Source organism: Clostridium homopropionicum DSM 5847 (assembly GCF_001263795.1).
GTDB lineage: Bacteria > Bacillota > Clostridia > Clostridiales > Clostridiaceae > Clostridium_H > Clostridium_H homopropionicum.
Genome location: NZ_LHUR01000031.1, coordinates 138,925 through 157,669 on the forward strand (window position 1 = coordinate 138,925; position 18,745 = coordinate 157,669).

11 protein-coding genes and 1 pseudogene are annotated in these 18,745 nt (G+C 34.0%); 4 read left to right on the forward strand and 8 right to left on the reverse strand.

Annotation, left to right across the window (positions count from 1 at the left end; all coding sequences use genetic code 11):
• The first annotated feature begins 13 nt into the window (after nucleotides 1-13).
• Both glgD and CLHOM_RS18930 read left to right on the forward strand, forming a co-directional pair.
• Complete coding sequence (gene glgD, locus CLHOM_RS13455; RefSeq protein WP_052222207.1) at nucleotides 14-1,144, forward strand: glucose-1-phosphate adenylyltransferase subunit GlgD; 1,131 nt, start codon at nucleotides 14-16, stop codon at nucleotides 1,142-1,144.
• Between the two features lie 13 nt (nucleotides 1,145-1,157).
• Nucleotides 1,158-1,205: pseudogene (locus tag CLHOM_RS18930) on the forward strand (4Fe-4S binding protein); the annotation flags it as partial.
• Nucleotides 1,206-1,258: 53 nt separating this feature from the next.
• Here CLHOM_RS18930 and CLHOM_RS13460 read toward each other — a convergent pair.
• The 6 genes from CLHOM_RS13460 to CLHOM_RS18560 form a co-directional block, all read right to left on the reverse strand.
• Entirely contained in the window at nucleotides 1,259-1,948 is a 690-nt protein-coding gene (locus CLHOM_RS13460) for a cytochrome c biogenesis CcdA family protein (RefSeq protein ID WP_052222208.1), read from the reverse strand.
• The gene (locus CLHOM_RS13465; RefSeq protein WP_052222209.1) at nucleotides 1,948-2,400 is read right to left on the reverse strand and encodes a thioredoxin family protein; all 453 of its coding nucleotides are present in this window, start codon (nucleotides 2,398-2,400) and stop codon (nucleotides 1,948-1,950) included. Before CLHOM_RS13465 ends, CLHOM_RS13460 begins: the two co-directional genes overlap by 1 nt.
• A 148-nt stretch (nucleotides 2,401-2,548) precedes the next feature.
• Nucleotides 2,549-3,961 (reverse strand): HAMP domain-containing sensor histidine kinase, encoded by a 1,413-nt coding sequence (locus CLHOM_RS13470; RefSeq protein ID WP_052222210.1) that lies wholly within the window; start codon nucleotides 3,959-3,961, stop codon nucleotides 2,549-2,551.
• On the reverse strand, nucleotides 3,958-4,656 hold the full coding sequence (locus CLHOM_RS13475) for a response regulator transcription factor (RefSeq protein WP_052222211.1): 699 nt from the start codon (nucleotides 4,654-4,656) through the stop codon (nucleotides 3,958-3,960). The genes CLHOM_RS13470 and CLHOM_RS13475 overlap by 4 nt, the downstream gene beginning before the upstream one ends.
• A gap of 82 nt (nucleotides 4,657-4,738) precedes the next feature.
• Complete coding sequence (locus CLHOM_RS13480; RefSeq protein WP_074782872.1) at nucleotides 4,739-5,026, reverse strand: SHOCT domain-containing protein; 288 nt, start codon at nucleotides 5,024-5,026, stop codon at nucleotides 4,739-4,741.
• A 144-nt stretch (nucleotides 5,027-5,170) separates the two neighbouring features.
• Complete coding sequence (locus CLHOM_RS18560) at nucleotides 5,171-6,556, reverse strand: DUF5667 domain-containing protein (protein WP_052222212.1); 1,386 nt, start codon at nucleotides 6,554-6,556, stop codon at nucleotides 5,171-5,173.
• 126 nt (nucleotides 6,557-6,682) lie between these two features.
• Here CLHOM_RS18560 and CLHOM_RS13490 point away from each other — a divergent pair, with 126 nt between their 5' ends.
• Together CLHOM_RS13490 and CLHOM_RS18875 are read left to right on the forward strand one after the other, a co-directional pair.
• Entirely contained in the window at nucleotides 6,683-7,246 is a 564-nt protein-coding gene (locus CLHOM_RS13490; RefSeq protein WP_052222213.1) for a tetratricopeptide repeat protein, read from the forward strand.
• 74 nt (nucleotides 7,247-7,320) lie between these two features.
• On the forward strand, nucleotides 7,321-8,004 hold the full coding sequence (locus CLHOM_RS18875) for a tetratricopeptide repeat protein (RefSeq protein WP_423230640.1): 684 nt from the start codon (nucleotides 7,321-7,323) through the stop codon (nucleotides 8,002-8,004).
• Nucleotides 8,005-8,913: 909 nt separating this feature from the next.
• On the opposite strand, the gene CLHOM_RS13500 is transcribed toward CLHOM_RS18875, so the two are convergent.
• Both CLHOM_RS13500 and CLHOM_RS13505 read right to left on the reverse strand, forming a co-directional pair.
• The gene (locus CLHOM_RS13500) at nucleotides 8,914-9,279 is read right to left on the reverse strand and encodes a hypothetical protein (RefSeq protein ID WP_242846783.1); all 366 of its coding nucleotides are present in this window, start codon (nucleotides 9,277-9,279) and stop codon (nucleotides 8,914-8,916) included.
• Between the two features lie 27 nt (nucleotides 9,280-9,306).
• Nucleotides 9,307-18,699, reverse strand: coding sequence for a DNRLRE domain-containing protein (locus CLHOM_RS13505; RefSeq protein WP_052222215.1), 9,393 nt, complete (start codon nucleotides 18,697-18,699; stop codon nucleotides 9,307-9,309).
• Nucleotides 18,700-18,745 lie beyond the last annotated feature (46 nt).

Here is an 18,745-nt window from a genome sequence, read left to right on the forward strand (position 1 = left end):
GGAGGATAGTGATATGCTAAAGGAATATATGGGCATTATAAGTCTTAATGAAGATAACTCTCATATAAAAAGCCTAACTAGTAGTAGACCCCTTGCAGCAATCCCCATTTTTGGAAGATATCGAATAATAGATTTCGTCCTTTCTAACATGGTTAATGCAGGAATAACTAACATTGGCATATATACTCAAGATAAATCTAGATCCTTACTTCACCATTTGCAATCAGGGAAGCCTTGGGATTTAAATCGTAAGATAAATGGATTATTTCTATTTAACTTTAATTTTTCTGATATTAAAACAAATGACATTTATCTTTTAAAGGATAATATAGATTATCTATATAGAAGTAAACAAAACAGTATTATATTTTCATCCTCAAATATGATATGCAACATTGATTATAAAAAAGCAATTGAATACCACGAGAAGGAAGGCTCTGATGTAACAATAATTTATAAAAAAGTCAATAATGCAGATTCCAGTTTTACAAACTGCAGCATCCTTAATTTAAGTTCAGACAATAAGGTAATAAGTGTTGGGAAAAACATAGGTGTTAATCCTATTTGTAATATATCAATGGACATGTTTATTATGAAAAAGAAACTTTTATTAGACATAATAAAAGAATGTGTTTCCACTGGCAGCTATAAATCTATTAAGCACTGTTTATATTCTAATAATTTAAATTTAAATATAAAAGCATATGCTTTTAATGGATACTTAGAATGCGTAAACTCCTCAAATTCATACTATAAGATTAATATGGATATGTTGAATCAAAAAACAAGCAGAGAGTTATTTTTCGGTACAGGACTTATATATACAAAAGGACAGGATGCCCCTCCAACTAAATATGCAGAAGGCTCTGCTGTATCAAACTCGTTAATTGCCAATGGTTGCATAATTGAAGGTTCTGTAAAAAACAGCATAATCTCAAGGAGAGTTGTAATTGGTAAGGGAGCAAAACTAGATGGATGCATAATACTTCAAAATTGTGAAATACGGGAAAATGCTAAGCTGACTAGGGTTATTATGGACAAAAACGTAGTTATAGAAAAAAACAAAGAATTAAAAGGAGATATTCAGTTCCCAGTAGTAATTGAGAAAAACTCCTATTATTACTCTCTGGCAAAACATGCATAAACTAAACTTATAATACTTTATACTTGGTAAGGCCTTTTGTGGATACATCTGTCCCCCATAAGAATGATTTATGCTGGGGGACAGTCCTCTTAACTAATTTAAAAATCATCAAGTTTATAAACCTAAATATAACAAATATAATCCTAGCAATATAACAACTACTCCTAATATAAGCTTCAAAATCATTCCTAGTGTTCTTGTTTTATTGGAAACACTTAGCTGTTCTACAAACCCCACAGAGGTTCCAGCTAGGAGTATTAAAAGGGAGTGTCCCATAGAATAAAGCAGAAGCATTAGGACTCCAACTAATATATTTCCCTTTTGAGCTACAAAAGCAAGAATAGCTGCAAGTACTGGAGTTGAACATGGAGAAGATAAGGCCCCACCCACAATTCCTAGAAAAAATGCCCCAAGAAAGCCTCCCCTTTTACTTGGTACTCTGCAGCTTTTTTCAGCCCCGTCCCCCAATACTCCTATAAGCTTTAGTCCTGCTATGAGCATAACTAAGCCCAAAATTATATACCACCACTTACCTGATAAGTTCATAAATTGTCCTATTACTGAAAAAACCACCCCTAAGACGGTAAAGGTTACGATTAAGCCTATAGAAAAAAATAAAGAATATTTAAAAGCTGTTTTCTTGTCCTTAACTCCTGCTTCTCCTACATAACCTACAATAAGAGGAAGAGTGGACAAAACGCAGGGACTAAATGAAGATACAATCCCTGCTAAAAAGGAAATTAGTAAAGCAAAATATATATTATTAGAAATTAAGTTCCCAAAATTACTAAGTAAATCCCCCATTACTTCACTCCCATTTGACTTAATATACTCACTATCTGAGCTTCTTCCAGTATTCCTTCATGCCTTATAACCTGCTGTCCCTCTTCATCTAAAACTATTATAGTGGGTACAACTCTAACAGAATAATCATTTGCTAGCTGCATTGCCTGCTTTTCAATGCTTTTATCATCTAGATAAACTACTCCTGTTATAATTTTATCGCCATATTTTTTATTTATACTCTCCATAATAGGATACATGGCTTTGCAAGCTGGACAAGTTGAAGTTGATAATTGCATAACCACTATCTTTTTTATTTCTCCATTCTTAACCTTCATAATTTCATCTACATTTTCAGTTATTTTTGAACTATTGTCTATTGTGTTCTTTGAGCTGAAATTTTTTACATAATAGATTCCCCCAATAGCTATTATCAGCAAAACTACAATACCTATTTTCATATACTTTTTCATGCATTAACCTCCCATTTAATCGATAAATTCTTAATTTCATAATATATCCTAGAGCTACTTTAATATATCTATATATTCGGATATTGTAATATATTATAGCATATAAATTCTATCAGGTAATTACAATTCAATTAAATTTTCAAATATTTTACTTTATTGTTAACCCTACAGGTAAAACTATAGTAAATATACTCCCTTCCCCTAGCTTGCTTTCTACTTTTATAGTGCCTCCGTGAGCTTCCACCATTGATTTTACTATGGTAAGTCCAATTCCGGTTCCGCCGGTTTCTCTTGTCCTTGATTTATCAGCTCTGTAAAAGCGTTCAAATATATGTGATAAATCCTTTTTAGCTATTCCTATGCCCTTATCTTGAACAGATATTACTATATTATCTTCTTTTTTATAGGCAGTAAGCACAACCTCTCCTTTTTCATTTGAATAATTAAAGGCATTAGAAAGCAAATTATAAATAATCTGCTTTATTTTATCCTTGTCCATGAAAACCTCTAAATCATCGTGTATATTTTCTATGAGAGTAAGCTTTTTTTTACTATAAAAAGGCTTATAAACCTCTACAACCTTTTTTAATTCAATTGATAAATTAAAACTTGATTTATTCAGCACTAGATTTGCCTGCTCCAGCTTTGCTATATCTTGAAGTCTCTCTACTAGCTTTGTAAGTCTAAGAATCTCTTCGTGACAGCTGTTAAGCTTTTCTCCTGTAGGCTGCCACACTCCATCTATAAATCCCTCTACATAGTTTAAAAGTGTAGTAAGCGGTGTTCTTAACTCATGAGCCATATCAGAGGTTAGCCTTTTTCTAAGTGCTTCCTGCATTTGAAGTCCCTCTGCTAGATAATTCATAGACTGTGATAACTCATTAAGCTCTAAAGTTGAGGTCTGTACCTTTGATCTTATATTAAAGTTTCCCCTCTTCATCTCATTAGCTATTTTATTTATTTGAACTAAAGGTGTTGTAATCTGTTTTGACAAAATCAAGCTCATAATAAGACCAAATAAAATGGCAAGTATCACTGAATACAATAATACGCTATTTAAATTCCCTCTAAATTCCATATCCTGTACTGTTGGATTATAATTTCCTAAATACCCTATACTTATGGTTCCTATAGCAGCATTATTTTTATAGAGCTGATGCTCCTCCTCCACATAATCACTTGTATTAAAATTATACATCTTCATCATTTGACTATGTTTCTTCATCATATTCCCCATAGTGCCCTTACCCATTAGGTAGCCATTACCGGAAGAATACAGGGTATTTCCCTTAATATCCTTTACCACTATATCAAAGCTTCCATCCTCCGCATATCTATTTAAGCTTTCTTTATCAATATTTATAATTCCCTTACTTTCATCATATGACTTTTCCACTAGCTTTATTATATTATCGGATTTTTCCTTTAGCTGATTTTCAAGATAAGAGTTAAAGCTCTTATCAATCATTTTATTTGCCATAATGCTAGTAATAATATATGACCCTACAATCACTATAAAAAAACTTAATAAGAGCTTTTTTAATAAAGATATATTCTTCATCTTTCCCCTCCAAACTTGTATCCTACACCATATATGCTAAGGATGTACTTACTTTCCTTTGGATTATCCTCTATCTTATGTCTGATATTTTTTATATGAGTATCTACAGTTCTATCGAAGCCTTCAAAATCTTTTCCAAAGGCCTTTTCTAAAAGTTGATCTCTTGTAAATACCTGACCTGGACTCGCAAGAAGTATATTCAAAAGCTTAAATTCGTTAGGAGTTAAGTTCACTATCTTGCCTTGCTTTTTAACTTGGAATTTTTTAATATCTACCTCTAAATCCCCATCGTTAAATACTAAAATATCCGCAAGAGGACTTTCACCTCTATAGCTTCTCCTTAAAAGAGCATTAATTCTTCCTACCAGCTCTCTTGCACTAAAAGGCTTAGTTAAATAATCATCTGCCCCAATAGCCAGCCCCTGTATTTTGTCTTCTTCCTCAGTTTTTGCAGTGAGCATTATAATTGGAACCTCCGAAAAGGTTCTTATTCTTCTGCAAACCTCTTCACCTGAAAGCTTTGGCAACATCAAATCAAGAACCACTAAATGGATCTTTTCTTTCTTAAATATATCTAAAGCAGCCTCCCCGTCCGTTGCTGTGTATACTTGAAAGCCATCCTTTTTTAAATAAGCCTCTACAATTTCTAATATTTTTATTTCATCATCCACAACTAATATGGTTTTAGCTTCCATCTCTCTACCACCTATTCAAAAGTTTAAAAGCATGCAGTTATTTAATTCTGCATGCTAATATATTAATTATACATTTATTTTACTATTTTAGTAAGGCTTCCTTTCTTTTTAAATAATCTTCTTCACTAATTTCACCATTAGCGAGCTTAATATTTAAAATGTTCAATGCCTCATTGTTTACACCATTATTTATTGTATTTTTAGTAATATTAGCATCTTTTTTAATATATTTAACAACTAAAAATACTAAGATAGCTATAACTATTAGGAAGAAAATTCCCATAATAAACATTCCTGCCCCCATTCCTCTACCAGGTCCAAAATCACCATAACCACCATAAGCTCCAAAGCATCTTGCGAATCCAAACATTCTCTTCACATCCCTTCTCTTGTTTTCTTATATTCAAATTATATTCTACAAATGTGAAGGAATTTTGTAGAAATTAAAAAGAACCTATAAAATTAATTATAGGCTCCTTTTATATATGTTAATGTGTGTGGTGGTAACTAAGTATTATTTATTTTTTTCTCTTACTTCTTTAGCTTTTTCAATTCTTTCTTTTACTTGTTCCTTCTTTTCTTTAATTTGCTCTCTAGCTTTTTCTATGCTTTCTTGCACTTTAGCATTTTCTTTCTCTTCAGTTACTTTTGTCTCTTGTGTTTCTTGACCAGCTTTAGTTTGTACAGTTTCTGTAGCTTTTACTTCTGTTTCTACTGTAGTATTATCTTCTTCTACAGTCTTATCTTCTGTATCCTTTGTATCCTTAACTTTTTCCTTGCTGTCTTTAACCTTCTTGTCAATTACGCCTTTTCCTACTCCATTGTTTGTCTTAGTAGCTTTAATTGCTTCTTTTGCTTCTTCTTTTGTTATAGTTCCAGCTTTAACTTCTTCTATAAGTTGTTTTTTCAATTCTATACTTAATTTTTTATTTTCTTTATTTACTGTTTTAGTAAGTACAAAAGCATCCTTTAAATCATTCTTTACTTCAAAGAATGTTGCCTTAACAGCCTTTAACTCTTCTTCTGCAGCTTTAACAGCAGCTTCATCTCCGCTTTGTTTTGCTTCTTCAACCTTTGCAGCAGCGACCTTTAGCTCTTCTTTTGCAGAATTTAATTCTAATCTTGTTGCAACCATTTGAATAATAGCATCTTTCTTAGCTGTCTGCAATTCTATTACATCTGCAATAGTAGCCTTTGCACTATCTGAAACCTTTTCTTGTATAGCTTTTAGCACTTCTATAGACTTCTCTTGTCTTGCAAGTAATCTTTCTTCTAATGCTTTTAAAGCTTCAGTCTTTTCTGCATCTATTTTTGTATCATCTTCTGAAACTGTAGTATCACCAGTTGTAGTAGTGCCTGTTGTTGTACCTGTAGTTGATGTTCCAGTAGTTGTAGTTGAATCTGTTGCAGTACCAGTAGTTGTACCTGTGGTAGTTCCAGTTGAAGGCTCTGTAGTGGTTCCAGTAGTACCTGTTGTTGCAGTTGAATCTGTAGCTGCAGTACCAGTTGTACCAGCTGTTGTATTATCTGCAGTAGCTGTTGCTAAATCTTGTCCTTCAGTAGCTGCTACTACATCTTGAAGAGCTGCATTAGCTTCCTGCATATTCTCACTGTATGCTTGTATTGCAGTATTAGCTAAATCTTCTTTACCTTCACTTGTCATAACTTCAGCTTCCCCAAGTCTTTCTTCTGCTACATCTGTAATTACTTCAACCTTCTTCTCATCATCAAAGGTTAATGCTATTTTCGCATCATCAATCGCTTTATCTACGCCATATAATATGCTGTCTGGAGTAATACCTGCAGCACTTGTTAAAGATGCCTCTCCTTCAGCAAATGCCATTCCTGTTATACTACTCATCACAACTAAAGTTGCTACAAAAATTCTCAATCTTTTCATTTATGTTACCTCCAATATTTTATATTATTTTATTATTTTTTACTTTATGTATTTTCCCTTTTCGCCTATATGTACGGAAAAGATTTTTGGTTTTGGGGGGTGGTGTGAAAAACTTTTTGATTTTTAATGTTTATAGGACTCTCTCTTAAGCCTATAATCGCTAATGCACAGGATATTGTTTGGGATAAAACTGTAGAAAAAGATAAGCCATGGACTATTAAATTTAATAAAGAAATAGTTTTTGACGAATCTACGAAAAAAGAAATATCCATAAAAGACAGCAAAGAAACAGCTATAAATATAAATATAACTCTAGGAGCAGATAATAAATCCATTTATGTAACACCAGAAACATCTTATATTGAAGGAGAAACTTATAAACTAATAATCAGCCCTAATATATATGACAAAAAGAACATAAAATTAAAAGAAGGCTCTAATATAACCTTTAAAATAAAAGAAGCTGCAAAAATCCAGACTGATTATACAGCTAAAGGCTATATTTATAGGAGACAATTTAAATTTGAAGAATCAAAGACAAACTTAAATAAAGGTGTCGTATTCACTCCGAAAAATGCTGCAGAATATTCTATTAGATCACTAACCTATATGCTATTAAGGCAGAATGACAAAGCAGAAACAGATATAGACAAGGTTATTGAAATGAATCCTAAAGCAACAGATGCTTAACTAGCTTAGGATATCTATATGAACTTAAAGGTGAATATGAAGATGCGCTGGGCTGCTATAATAAGGCTATAATAATTGATCCTAATCTAGGAGAATCCTATGAGTATAGAGGAACTTTTTATAATTCACTTGGTGCATATGAACAAGCTCTAAGCGATTTAACTAAATCATTACAGCTTGGAACCACTGAGGGAACTGCTTATTATACAAGAGGCTTAGTTTATAATAATTTAGGAGAATACACTAAAGCCATAGAAGATTTTACTAAATCCATAGAAGTAAACGAACAGTACTGGCAATCATATCTTAGAAGAGGTATATCTTATGTATATTTATCTCAGTACGATAAATCAATCAGTGATTTTACTAAGGCAATATCTTTAAACCCTAATGGTGAAGAATCCTATAGCGCAAGAGGTGCAGTATACTTTCGTTTAGGAAAATACGAGGAGTCAATAAAAGACTTTAAAGTTTCTACAAACATGTATACGAATTATTATGATTATTATTATCTTGGATCAGCTTATGCTGAACTAGGCCAATATGAAGATGCATTAGATACCTTTACTACAGCTCTAGAAATTGCAGATACCGATGAGACTATATCACTAGAATCTATTTCCACTGTCTTTAAGAAAAGAGGAGAAATGTATATATTATTAAATGATTTTGAGAGTGCCTTATATTTTGATGAAAATAATCAAGAAGCATTAGATTATTATAATTTCTTAACCGAAAAATTGAATATGTCCATATAAAAATAGCAAACTTAATAATTTTTATTTGGACTGTGGCAGATACCTAATATTTTAGAATCTTTATGGTTATAACCCCAAAAGTTGATGTAATAATTACTCTTTTGGGGTTATAATATTATATTTTAGTCCATGATGTTTTCTGATATTGAAATGAAACAATAGGCAAAAGACTGATAAAGAAATAGATTTTGTTGCTTGACAAAGGAATTCGGGCAGGATAACATTCGAAGAAAAGCGCAAACATATTGCAGATTTTCTACTTATGAGTGAATTTTAAGATATATATAAAATGTAAGTGATTAGGTTTTGATCTGCACGTTTATCCGATGTCTACCCGCCCTAAGACTCCCATTTAGAAAAGGAAACTCCTTCTCGTTCCTCGAATGAGTAAACGACCATCACCAAATCACAGATTTGGGATGTCTGTTTAACGTCGGCTACTACCCTGGATAACGATTTCTAAGTTTCAGTGGGAAAAAACACCCCCTGAAACTTAGAAATCTGTTTATACCACCCACTCTAAATGTGTAATTTTTATAGCCTCTAAAATTTATTACGCCTGCCGGCAATTACTGTTAAAACATGTTCCTAATACAAGTTTTTTAGTTTTTGTGATAAATATCTTTAAGTTGTTTCTCTACACATTATTTTATCATAAAGCATTAACCTCTCACGAGGTAAGTTCAAAGGCTGAAACTGTGGTTTCATAAAAGAATGGTAGTAACAGTTTTTTACTATTACTACCATTTTAGCATTGATTTAAGTTTTATTCAGCTATTGACTACAGAACTACTATTATGTGGTAAGTTACATTAAGCAAATCATATTGTAACAGTCAAATTATGTGTTTTTTTATTTCTTATGGTGTTTTGTAGCAAGATTACAATAAATTTTGCAGTGAAAATTTTTCTAATCAACTTCAAGATTGTGTTTCAAAGCATTTAAGTAAATCTCAACTTTCTCCAAATTTAATTCTTTACCTTCTTCATCAATTTCTTCAAGGCAATTCATAACACTTGCTATCGAATCACATTGTTCATCACAATACTCAAACCATCCTGAGAACCAAATTGTATTTACCCATTCAAGTATTGTATCCTTGGTTCTTAAACCATTTTTGTAACCTTCTAACAATCCTATCACATGTTCACTGCAAACCTTGACAGGAGTTTCTATAGATATTTTAGCCACATCTTTATGCATTGACTGATATAATTCTTCTCTTGAAATCTTAAGGTCTCTAAACTGCTCTAATTTAACTATATCTATATCCACTACACTTCCTCCTTTTTAATCTGAAGATTATTTATTTTTAGTATGCACAAGGTTTCCTGCTGGGTCAAAAGTATCCTTGTACACCTTGATAGTTGAGCCATCTGTTCCTATTTGTTTATAATAGATTGCCTTGGAGCCTGGGACATTCCCTGGTTTAGTCATCTTAACTAAATAATTCCCACTCTCTAACTGCTCAACAGTAAATTCCGTGTATGCATTAGAGCTTCCTTTAAAAAAGCTTTTAGCACTACTTTGAATTTCAGTTGGTAAACTTTCTACTGATTTCAATGCATCAGCCTTGCTTCCAACATTTAACAATAACTTATTAGCTTCAGCCGGCCCCCTAAGCTGTTGTGACATCATATAATCCAAAGGTATTGTTAAAGCATCAAAAGCAGCTATTATCATTATTCCAACCGATGCTGCATAAGCTAACTCATCTCCACGATCTCTATGGTTGTACATATATTCCCATTTAGGTCCCATTGTATTTACATATGTTTTAAATTCAACTGGCTTAATATTTTCACTGCGTGCTTTTATTATATATTGATTATATTGTTCACTTGTAGCGACGTTATAAAAGATATCACTACTAAAAGGAGTCCTTACCTGCTTTTCATATTCCCTCCAGTAGTCCCCATTCTTGCCCTTTTGAACCAAACGAGCAATTTCAGGGTCAATAGTTTGACCCGCACTCTTTGCTGCACTACTAACAGCATCTACGCTACAATCCTTATTATTCTTGGTTCTACCCTTACTTTCTGCTGCTTTTTTATTAACATAGCTATTAAAAGATCCCCAAGTTTCTGGTCCTACTATGCCATCTGATTGTAGTCCATTTGCTGTTTGATAGGATTTCATAGCTTTCTGAGTATAATACCCATAAACCCCATCTACTCCAGACGGTCCAAGGTCATAACCTAATTCATCTAATATGTTTTGAACCTTTACTACGGAATCACCTCGTGATCCATATTTTAGTAACGGTTGATTTTTAACTGATGAATTTGATTTTTCTCTAAGATAATCTTTCTTTATTTGATTATTAAAGTCAATATCATCGCTTAGGGATTCTGGTACATTTCCACTAGGATCCACGTTCATTACAGGATTATTTACAGCATAAGCATACCTATTCAACGTAAGTGGTTCATTGATTTCCCCTAGATAACTATCCCTAGTAATAAATCTTGCAGTTTCTGGGTTGTAGTATCTCGCTCTTAGGTATTGGAAGCCTGATTCTAAATCGTGGTACTCTCCATTATAGCCGTATGGGTTGTTAAGTAGTTTTGTATTAGGACTTAACTTTCCTCCTGACATTGGTTCTCCAAATGGGGTATACCTGTACTGGTCACTTACATTGCCTTTCGCATTCGTAAGCTGAGTTACACTTCCTCTTCCATCATACATGTAGTATAGTGGATTATTTGGTACTCCTTCTACTTCTACTAAGTCTCTTACAGATATTCTTTCTTCTCCGTAAGTGTAAACTCCTCTATAGACTCCATTTGCGTCTGAGGTCATTAGAGTTTGAGTGTATTCAGAGTTTATATCATTAACATAATTAGTTATTTCGTAAGCGTCGGGCTTAGTTAATACTGGATCTTCTCCGTGGTTCTTTGGATGGTCTGCTCTCTTGTACCAGCCAAGGTGTTTTCCCTTGTTGCCATCCTTTACTTTGTCTTTGTCCCAGCCTTTGTGACCTCCATTGTCATTATTCTTTTCTTTGTCTTTTCCATTGTCGTGTTCTTTGTCTTTTACATTTCCTTTATTGTCATTATCCTTACCGTTACCTTTGTCTGCATTGTCTACTTTTCCTTGACCATTTCCATTTCCGTTACCCTTATCTCCTCCATTGTTTCCGTTGCTATTGCCATTTCCGTTGTCGCTGCCGTTGCCATTGGCACTATTCCCATTGCTGCCGCTGTTGTTTCCATTATCATTTCCACCGCTGTTACTGTTTCCTGCGTTTGCATTACCGCTGTTTCCTCCAGCATTGCTGTTGTCACTGCCTCCACCGCCGTTGCCATTGCCTTGATTTCCTGGGGCTTGTGGTTTTGGTCCTTTTGTATGGGTTTCCTTAATCTCGTTTTTATTGTCCTGTGCTTTATCCTTGTTGTTTTCTTTTTGGATATCTGTATTTAGTGGGCTCTTTGATAAGAAGTACTCTCCAACGGTTTTATAGGTTCTGTTTCCGTCGCTGTCGTAGCCGAAGGTTTCTATTTTACCTTGGTGGTAAGTTATTTGTATTAGTCTTCCATCTTCATCGTAGTCATAGTATTCTATCTGGTTTTCTGGAAGTATTCTCTTTACCATGCTGCCGTTTGAGTCGTATTCATATTTTATTAGGTCATCATCGCTTTTTTCAGTTACAAGCTCATCCGCTTCGTTGTAGCTGTAGGTTACATTTTTTGAGTCATCTCCTCCAGTTATCTGCATTGCTGTTCTGTTTCCTGCTGCATCGTAGCCATAGGAGTATTTCTTTGTTACTCCGTCCTTTTCCTCTGTAAATTCTACGATTTCTTCAGCACTGTTGTATTTATAGTTTCGTGTATAGGTGCTGTCATCTTGAACTTGAATTTCTTTTATTATGTTTCCTGCTTTGTCATATTCATATTTAAAGCTGGATATTATTCCTCCATTTATGAAGGAGTTTTCTAGCTTTGTAAGTCTGTCTGCTTCGTCGTATGCATAGGTGGTTTTTGTTCCATTTGGAAGTATTGTTTCTATTCTTCTTCCTGCCTCATCATACTTGTAGAAGGTTCTCTTTCCTTCATAGTCCTCTACGTATGAAATTCTGTCCAGCTTATCATAGCCGTAAGTTACAAATTTTCCATCTGGATATATGGTTTTTGCTTTTCTTCCTAGCTCGTCGTATTCATAGCTTACTTCTTCTCCTGTTGGGAAGTTCACTCCTGTAAGTCTTTCCATGCTGTCATAAGCATAGCCTGTTTCTCCTTCTGCACCACTCATGTAGGTTCTGCTTCCCATTAGGTTGTATTCATAGCTTACTTTATTTTCTCCTTCTTTGCCGTCGCTTCCTATATGTGCTTTCCCTGTAACTCTGTTTAATATGTCGTAGCTGTAGTTTATCTTACTTCCATCTGGCTTTGTATAGCTTAGGAGATTTCCTGCTTTACTATACTGCATGCTTTCAGTTTCTCCAAGTGGATTTGTTATTGAAGTAAGTCTTCCTACCTTGTCATAGGAATATTTAGTTGTATTTCCATTGGCATTCTTAACTGCTGTCATGTTGCTTAAAGAGTCATAGCTGTAGCTTGTTTCGCTGCCTAGAGGGTCTGTTACCTTTGATAATCTGTTAAGTGGGTCATAGGTATAGACAGTTTCATATCCGTTTCCATCCTTTTTAGACACTAGGTTCCTGTTTCCATCATAATTGTAGGTAGTTGTATGTCCTAAAGGATTGCTTACCTTCTCCAGCTGATTTACAGCATTATAGCTATAGTTTGTGGTGTTCTTTAGTGGATTTGTTACTGAGGATAAAAGGTTATTTTTATTGTATTCATAGCTGGTAGTTTCACCTAGTGGATTAGTTTCTGTTTTTAGATTATTTGCTGGATCGTAGGTGTATTTATATTCCTTTTCTCCTGGTTTTACTACCTTTGTAACATTCCCTAAAACGTCATAATCTAAAGAGGTTACCTTTCCTTCTGGGTCAGTCAATTCAGTTACTCTGTCTAGTATGTCATATTTATATGCATAGACATTCCCATTTGGCTGCTTAACTTCTGCAAGGTTTCCTAAGTCATTGTATTTATAGGAAGTAATGTGCCCTGCTGTATTTTTTTCTGAAAGTACTCTATGCATTTTGTCATAGCTGTAATCTTTTATGTTTCCTTCATTATCCTGTTCCTTTACTAGATTTCCAAAGCTGTCGTATTGGAAGCTTCTAATGTACTCCATTGGGTCTGTTACAGAGGTTAGTCTGTGTACAGTATCGTAGGAGTATTTATACTGTGCTCCTGCTGCATCAATTTTAGCTAGAAGGTTGTCATTCAAGTCATAGTTAAATTGTGTTATAGCATTTAGGGCATCAGTTACCTTTGTAACCTTGCTGTGCTTGTTGTATTCATAAGCGGTTTTATTGCCTCTTGGGTCTATGATTCCAGTAGCTCTTCCTAGCTTATCATATTCATAGGTTGTATCGAAGCCTAGAGCATCTACGCTCTTTTGAAGTCTGTTTAAGGAATCATATAAATATTGAGTAGTCCCTCCCATTGGTTCTTGTACCTTAGAAAGATTTCCATTTGGATCATAATCTAAGGTGGTGGTATTTCCTCTTTCATCTATTACCTCTTTTATTCTGTTTAGAGGGTCGTAGGTGTATTTTTTGCTGCTGCCTTTTCCGTTTTTAACTTCTATTAGATTACTGTTTCCATCATAAAGGTAGTTTGTCTCTGTATTTAGAGGATCCTTTTCCTTTATAAGGTTTCCAATAGAATTGTATTCATAGGCATACTTTTTATCTCCCGGCTGGGTCTTGCTCTTTACTTTTCCTAGCCCATCATAGGTGAAGCTGGCTACCTTCCCTTCTGGGTCTGCTATACTTATAATCCTGTTTTTCTTGTCATATTGAAAGCTTGTGGTATTTCCATCCTTCTCTGTCTTTGAGGTTATGTTCCCTTCTAAGTCATAGGTATACTTAATGCTTCTATCTATTGTATCCTTCTCTTCAAGAAGCCTTCCAAAGGAATCATAAACATACTTTACTACATTTCCCATATTATCCTTTTCTTCTGTAGGATTATTTCTTATGTCATAGGTAAGTGTATTTACCACTCCTGCAGTATCAGTTAAGGAAATCAGCCTGTCCCCTTTGTCATAACTGAATACATAGGCATCTCCATAAGGATCAATTATTTTAGTGTTGTTTCCATTCTTGTCATATTCCATTGAAACTGTGCTGCCTTGCGGGTTTATAATTTTTACTGGAAGCCCTCTTCCGTTGTATTCATACTTTGTTTCATTTCCCAGAGGGTCTATTTCCTTTTCTTTATTGCCGGCAGCATCGTATTGATACTGGTAGATATTATTTAGAGCATCTTTTATACCAATAATTCTATCCAGCTGGTCATAATTGTAGGTGGTAATGTTACCCCTTGAATCTTTTTCACTTTCTAGATTTCCATTCTCATCGTATTTATAGGTGGTTTTGTTTCCTAGGGAATCTATTGCCTCACTAAGCTTTCCAATAGGGCTATAGCTATATTTAGTTAGGTTTCCCTCTTCATCCTTTTCTCCAGTCATTAAATTATTTTTGTCATACTCATAGGTTACTTCATAGCCTAATGGGTCCTTTGTTTTAGTTAAATTTCCGTTTTCGTCATACTCATATAGATAAGTTTTATTAAGGCTGTCACTTATCTTTTTAATTCTTCCTAGCTTGTCATATTCAATAGAGGTTTTCACTCCTGTTATGTCTGTATATTCACTTAAGTTATATAGTTCATCATACTTATAGGCTTTCACATTTCCATCTGGCAGTATGGACTTTAGTAGATTTCCCATAGGGTCATATTCATTTACCACCGTTTGCCCAAGGGAGCTTGTAATCTTTTCAGGCATATTTACATCATAGTTAAATTCATAGGTTGTTTTACTGCCTTGTGGATTAATAATTGAAGTTATGTTTCCAAGAGCATCCCTTTTATATTCAGTGACTCCGTTATCCTGATCAATTACCTTAACTAATCTATTCATGCTGTCATATTCATATTTTATTATTCCGCCCTTAGGATTCTTTTCTTCAATTTTGTTTCCATTTAAATCGTATTTAAAGCTTGTTATGTTTCCTAGAGGGTCTTGTACACTTTCCATATTATCTAGATTGTCATAGTTGAATAATACTGCATTGCCCTTTCCATCTACAATAGCAGTGTTGTTTCCGCTGCTGTCGTAGCCATATTCTGTGGTATTTCCGTCTGGTAAAAGCACATTCAGCCTTTCTCCATTTGGACTGTAGGCAATTCTAGTGAGCTTACCTAGGGGGTCTTCTATAGTTATTACCTTGCCAACAGAGTTGTAGTAATAATTACTGAAGTTTCCCCTTGGATCTGTAATCTTTACTAAATCCCCTCCCTGATATTCATAGGTTGTTGTTTTTCCTTCTGAATCCTTTGAGGAGATAAGTTGTCCCTTTTCGTTATAAGTGTATTCTGTAACAGCTCCTCCTGGTCTTGTTACCTTAATTAGATTTCTTTTTGAATTATAATCCATCAAGGTCACATTTCCCATTAGGTCAGTAGCTGAGGTCATATTTCCAAAGGAATCATAAGTAAATCTGTTTACTTTTCCATTCCAAAGAGTTTCCTTTGTCTTGTTTCCATTTGAATCATATTCATAGGTAGTGGTTCTTCCTAGTTTATCCTTAAAGGTTTTTACGTTATTTCCTGAGTCATAAGTATATTCTTCACTAGTTCTATCTGGATAAACAATTTTAGTCTTTCTAAATTGTGAATCGTAGTAGTAAAGGGTTTTGTTGCCTTTTGCATCAGTGGTTTCGTTATATCCATTCAAGTATTTTATATAAATTATACTTCCCTTTGAATCCTCCTGCTGTACTACCCTGTTTTCATCATCATATATATTGTTTATTACTCTATTTCCCTTTGAATCGTAGAAGGAAATAAGCCTTCCCTTATCATCATAGTTGTAGCTTATTCTGCTTCCCTTGGCATTTGTGTAGGAAATAAGGTTGCCCATTGAGTCGTATTCGTAGGCTACAGAATTTCCATCTGGCATTGTGATGTCTGTAATTCTTCCCTCACTGTCGCAGCTTATCTGAAGCTCTTTTCCTGATGGGGATATAATCTTATTTAGGCTGTAATTTTCATCATATTGAAATTGAGTTTTATTTTCGTTTTTATCTTCTATTGCAGTTAGAAGACCTTGTCTCATGAAATAATAAGTGGTAGCATCTTTTTCTGCAATTTTATATCCATTTTCTAATTTAGTTAGAGTATAAATTTCACCTTCTGGAGCAGTATAGCTTCCATCGGAGTTCTTTGTGAAGTATACGATACTTCCATCTCCTCTATCAAAGCCTATGTCCCCATTAGACATGTAAGCTATATATTTATTAAGGTTAAAATCCCATCTCTGCCCAAAAGGTCCATTATATTCGCTGGCCTTTGAATTATAGGTTCTTGATATTTTAAAGTCTCCACCCATATCTGGTATAGATATATCATCAGCAGTATAATAATAATTTCCTGTAATCAGGTTAATTGGCTCAAACCCAAATTCACAGTGTTTTCCTCTTCCAATTAATAAGCTGTCAATTCTACGTTTATCACTATCGGTTAGATCTTTAGCATTATAAGGCACTCCTTGATTTTGCTTAGGATTTCTAATAAATATTATGCTTCCTTGAACCAGCAGGTCATCCTTCATGTTATTATCTTTCATGAAGGTGTCTTTATCTGTGATTCCATAGAAGGCTAAGACTCTTGGAAGTATATCCATAGATTTTACTTCATAAAGCTGGAAGCTGTCACTTTGTCCAATATCAATAATTTCTATCTTTGGAGGAGTTGGTTCTGCATGCTCCCCACCTTCTCCAGCTGGGGGCTCTTCCTCTTCTATTTCTATAGTTGCTTTTGCTGATATTCTATATAGCTTATTAGTACCAATCATTTCCTCAGTAAATGCTTTATCTGTTTGCCAGTTACTTTCTTTAACATTGTATGTTTGGGCATACTCTACTGGATTTAGATTTGGATAAATATAATCCTCATTGGCTATTACTTCTCCAGTAAAGTTTCCATTTGCTGGTTCAGTTTCATAATTAACTTTAGATTTTGGCTTAGAAAGTCCGTCAGCTGTTACTGCTACAAATCTAAGCAGTCCATCGTTGTTTGCTTGCACTATAGGCCTTAAATTGATTGTAGGCTTTACTTGATCATCAACTTGTCCACTCTTTTGTACTTCATACACTATTCTTGCGTATGGAGTTTGCTGCTTATTATAATATTCATTGGATCTATATACCTCACATTGAGCATTTTCATCCGTGTATTTAAGAACAACCCCATTATTAGCTAATCCGTTATACCATTGATTTACAAGGTTCTTTATATTCCATTCTACAGGGCCTATATTACCTGCTATTTTAGTAGAGGTTTCAAAGCTTGTTTCTTGAGGCTGAGTATTCCAAGTTATCTTTGATATATTATAGGATTGATTTACCCTATCAAGCTGAATAGTCCTTTCTGCAGAGCTATAGGCAGTGTATCTATACATAATTAAGGATGCACCTTTAACAACAGCACCTTCTGGTAATGCAGGTAAGTCAAATTTTACGAAGGTTCTATTTTTTCCTAAGAAGGTTTTCCTTTCTTTTAAATTCCCTGTGGCTTTTCCATCGTCATAGCCTATATAAGAATATGCATTATCCGTAATGGTATTTGGATGATTAGATTCAACACAGTTGTCAAGTAATGACCCTTTATATGAATATACAGTTGGATCTATCTTTACAGGATATGCCCTATCCTTAGCCTTAAGCCAATCCTTGTCTGCAGTAATTATTACTCTGTCATTTCCAAAAAATCTTTTATCCAAGCTTAACTTTAAGTTCATAGAGCTTTTGCCGTTAGCGTCTACCATTTCTGGAGCACTTATTTTCCAAAGGGGCTCTTTTTCTTTTTTATCGTAGGCAAAAATTACCCCTCCTTCTTCTTTTAAAGTAAGTCCCGAAGTTTCTATTTCAAAGTAAAATTCGTTTTTATTAACAAGGTGGTTTAATATTATGTCTTCCTTTACTCTAGAATTATCAACCGTATACTGATAATCAATTCCCTCTAATACATCACTATAAAGTATGCTGTTATCTGAAATTGAGCTTTTTGAAAAGTCTCCTTCCGTTGGGAGCATTTCAATATATGTATTATCTTTTTCTACTTTAATTGGGTTATTTTTTTCTATTTTAGAAGGAAAGCTTACATTAAATTCATTTGCCTTGTTTTTATATACAGTTCCCTTCTTATTTTTATCTTCAATTAAAGTATTATCTATTTCTTCTATTTCTCCCTTGGAGTTTTTAAAATGAATATTTTCAGTGAATACATAGGTAGAATATTTACCATTTTCCTCCTTAAAGGTCTTGCTATTTAAGGTTCTTTTTTCTTTTGCCTCCTGCTTTTCACTAAATTTTTCTTCATAAACCCATTTTGATTTTTTTGTAACAGGCTTTTTTGCCGGCTTCTCAGTCTTAGTTTCCTTAGTTTGTACTTCCTTTACCTTTTCCTTTGAAGCTAGTTCCTTTCCATAGTATTTACCATGTACCCCATTTCCACTGGCATCCTTTGCAAATGCCAAGGTCTGGCTAAATGAAGATATTATAAAAAGAATCACTATAAAAATACTTAAAAATCTTCCTCTAGTCTTTTTAACCATGAATTTACCCCCACATTTTTACATTTTAATCGATTTTTATATTTAA

What these genes read in the sequence shown, in the direction of transcription:
- glgD (WP_052222207.1), top strand. Translation starts at nt 14, where the DNA reads ATGCTAAAGGAATATATGGGCATTATAAGTCTTAATGAAGATAACTCT.
- CLHOM_RS13460 (WP_052222208.1), bottom strand. Translation starts at nt 1,948, where the DNA reads ATGGGGGATTTACTTAGTAATTTTGGGAACTTAATTTCTAATAATATA.
- CLHOM_RS13470 (WP_052222210.1), bottom strand. Translation starts at nt 3,961, where the DNA reads ATGAAGAATATATCTTTATTAAAAAAGCTCTTATTAAGTTTTTTTATA.
- CLHOM_RS18560 (WP_052222212.1), bottom strand. Translation starts at nt 6,556, where the DNA reads ATGAAAAGATTGAGAATTTTTGTAGCAACTTTAGTTGTGATGAGTAGT.
- CLHOM_RS13505 (WP_052222215.1), bottom strand. Translation starts at nt 18,699, where the DNA reads ATGGTTAAAAAGACTAGAGGAAGATTTTTAAGTATTTTTATAGTGATT.
- CLHOM_RS13490 (WP_052222213.1), top strand. Translation starts at nt 6,683, where the DNA reads ATGTTTATAGGACTCTCTCTTAAGCCTATAATCGCTAATGCACAGGAT.
- CLHOM_RS13480 (WP_074782872.1), bottom strand. Translation starts at nt 5,026, where the DNA reads ATGTTTGGATTCGCAAGATGCTTTGGAGCTTATGGTGGTTATGGTGAT.
- CLHOM_RS13475 (WP_052222211.1), bottom strand. Translation starts at nt 4,656, where the DNA reads ATGGAAGCTAAAACCATATTAGTTGTGGATGATGAAATAAAAATATTA.
- CLHOM_RS13465 (WP_052222209.1), bottom strand. Translation starts at nt 2,400, where the DNA reads ATGAAAAAGTATATGAAAATAGGTATTGTAGTTTTGCTGATAATAGCT.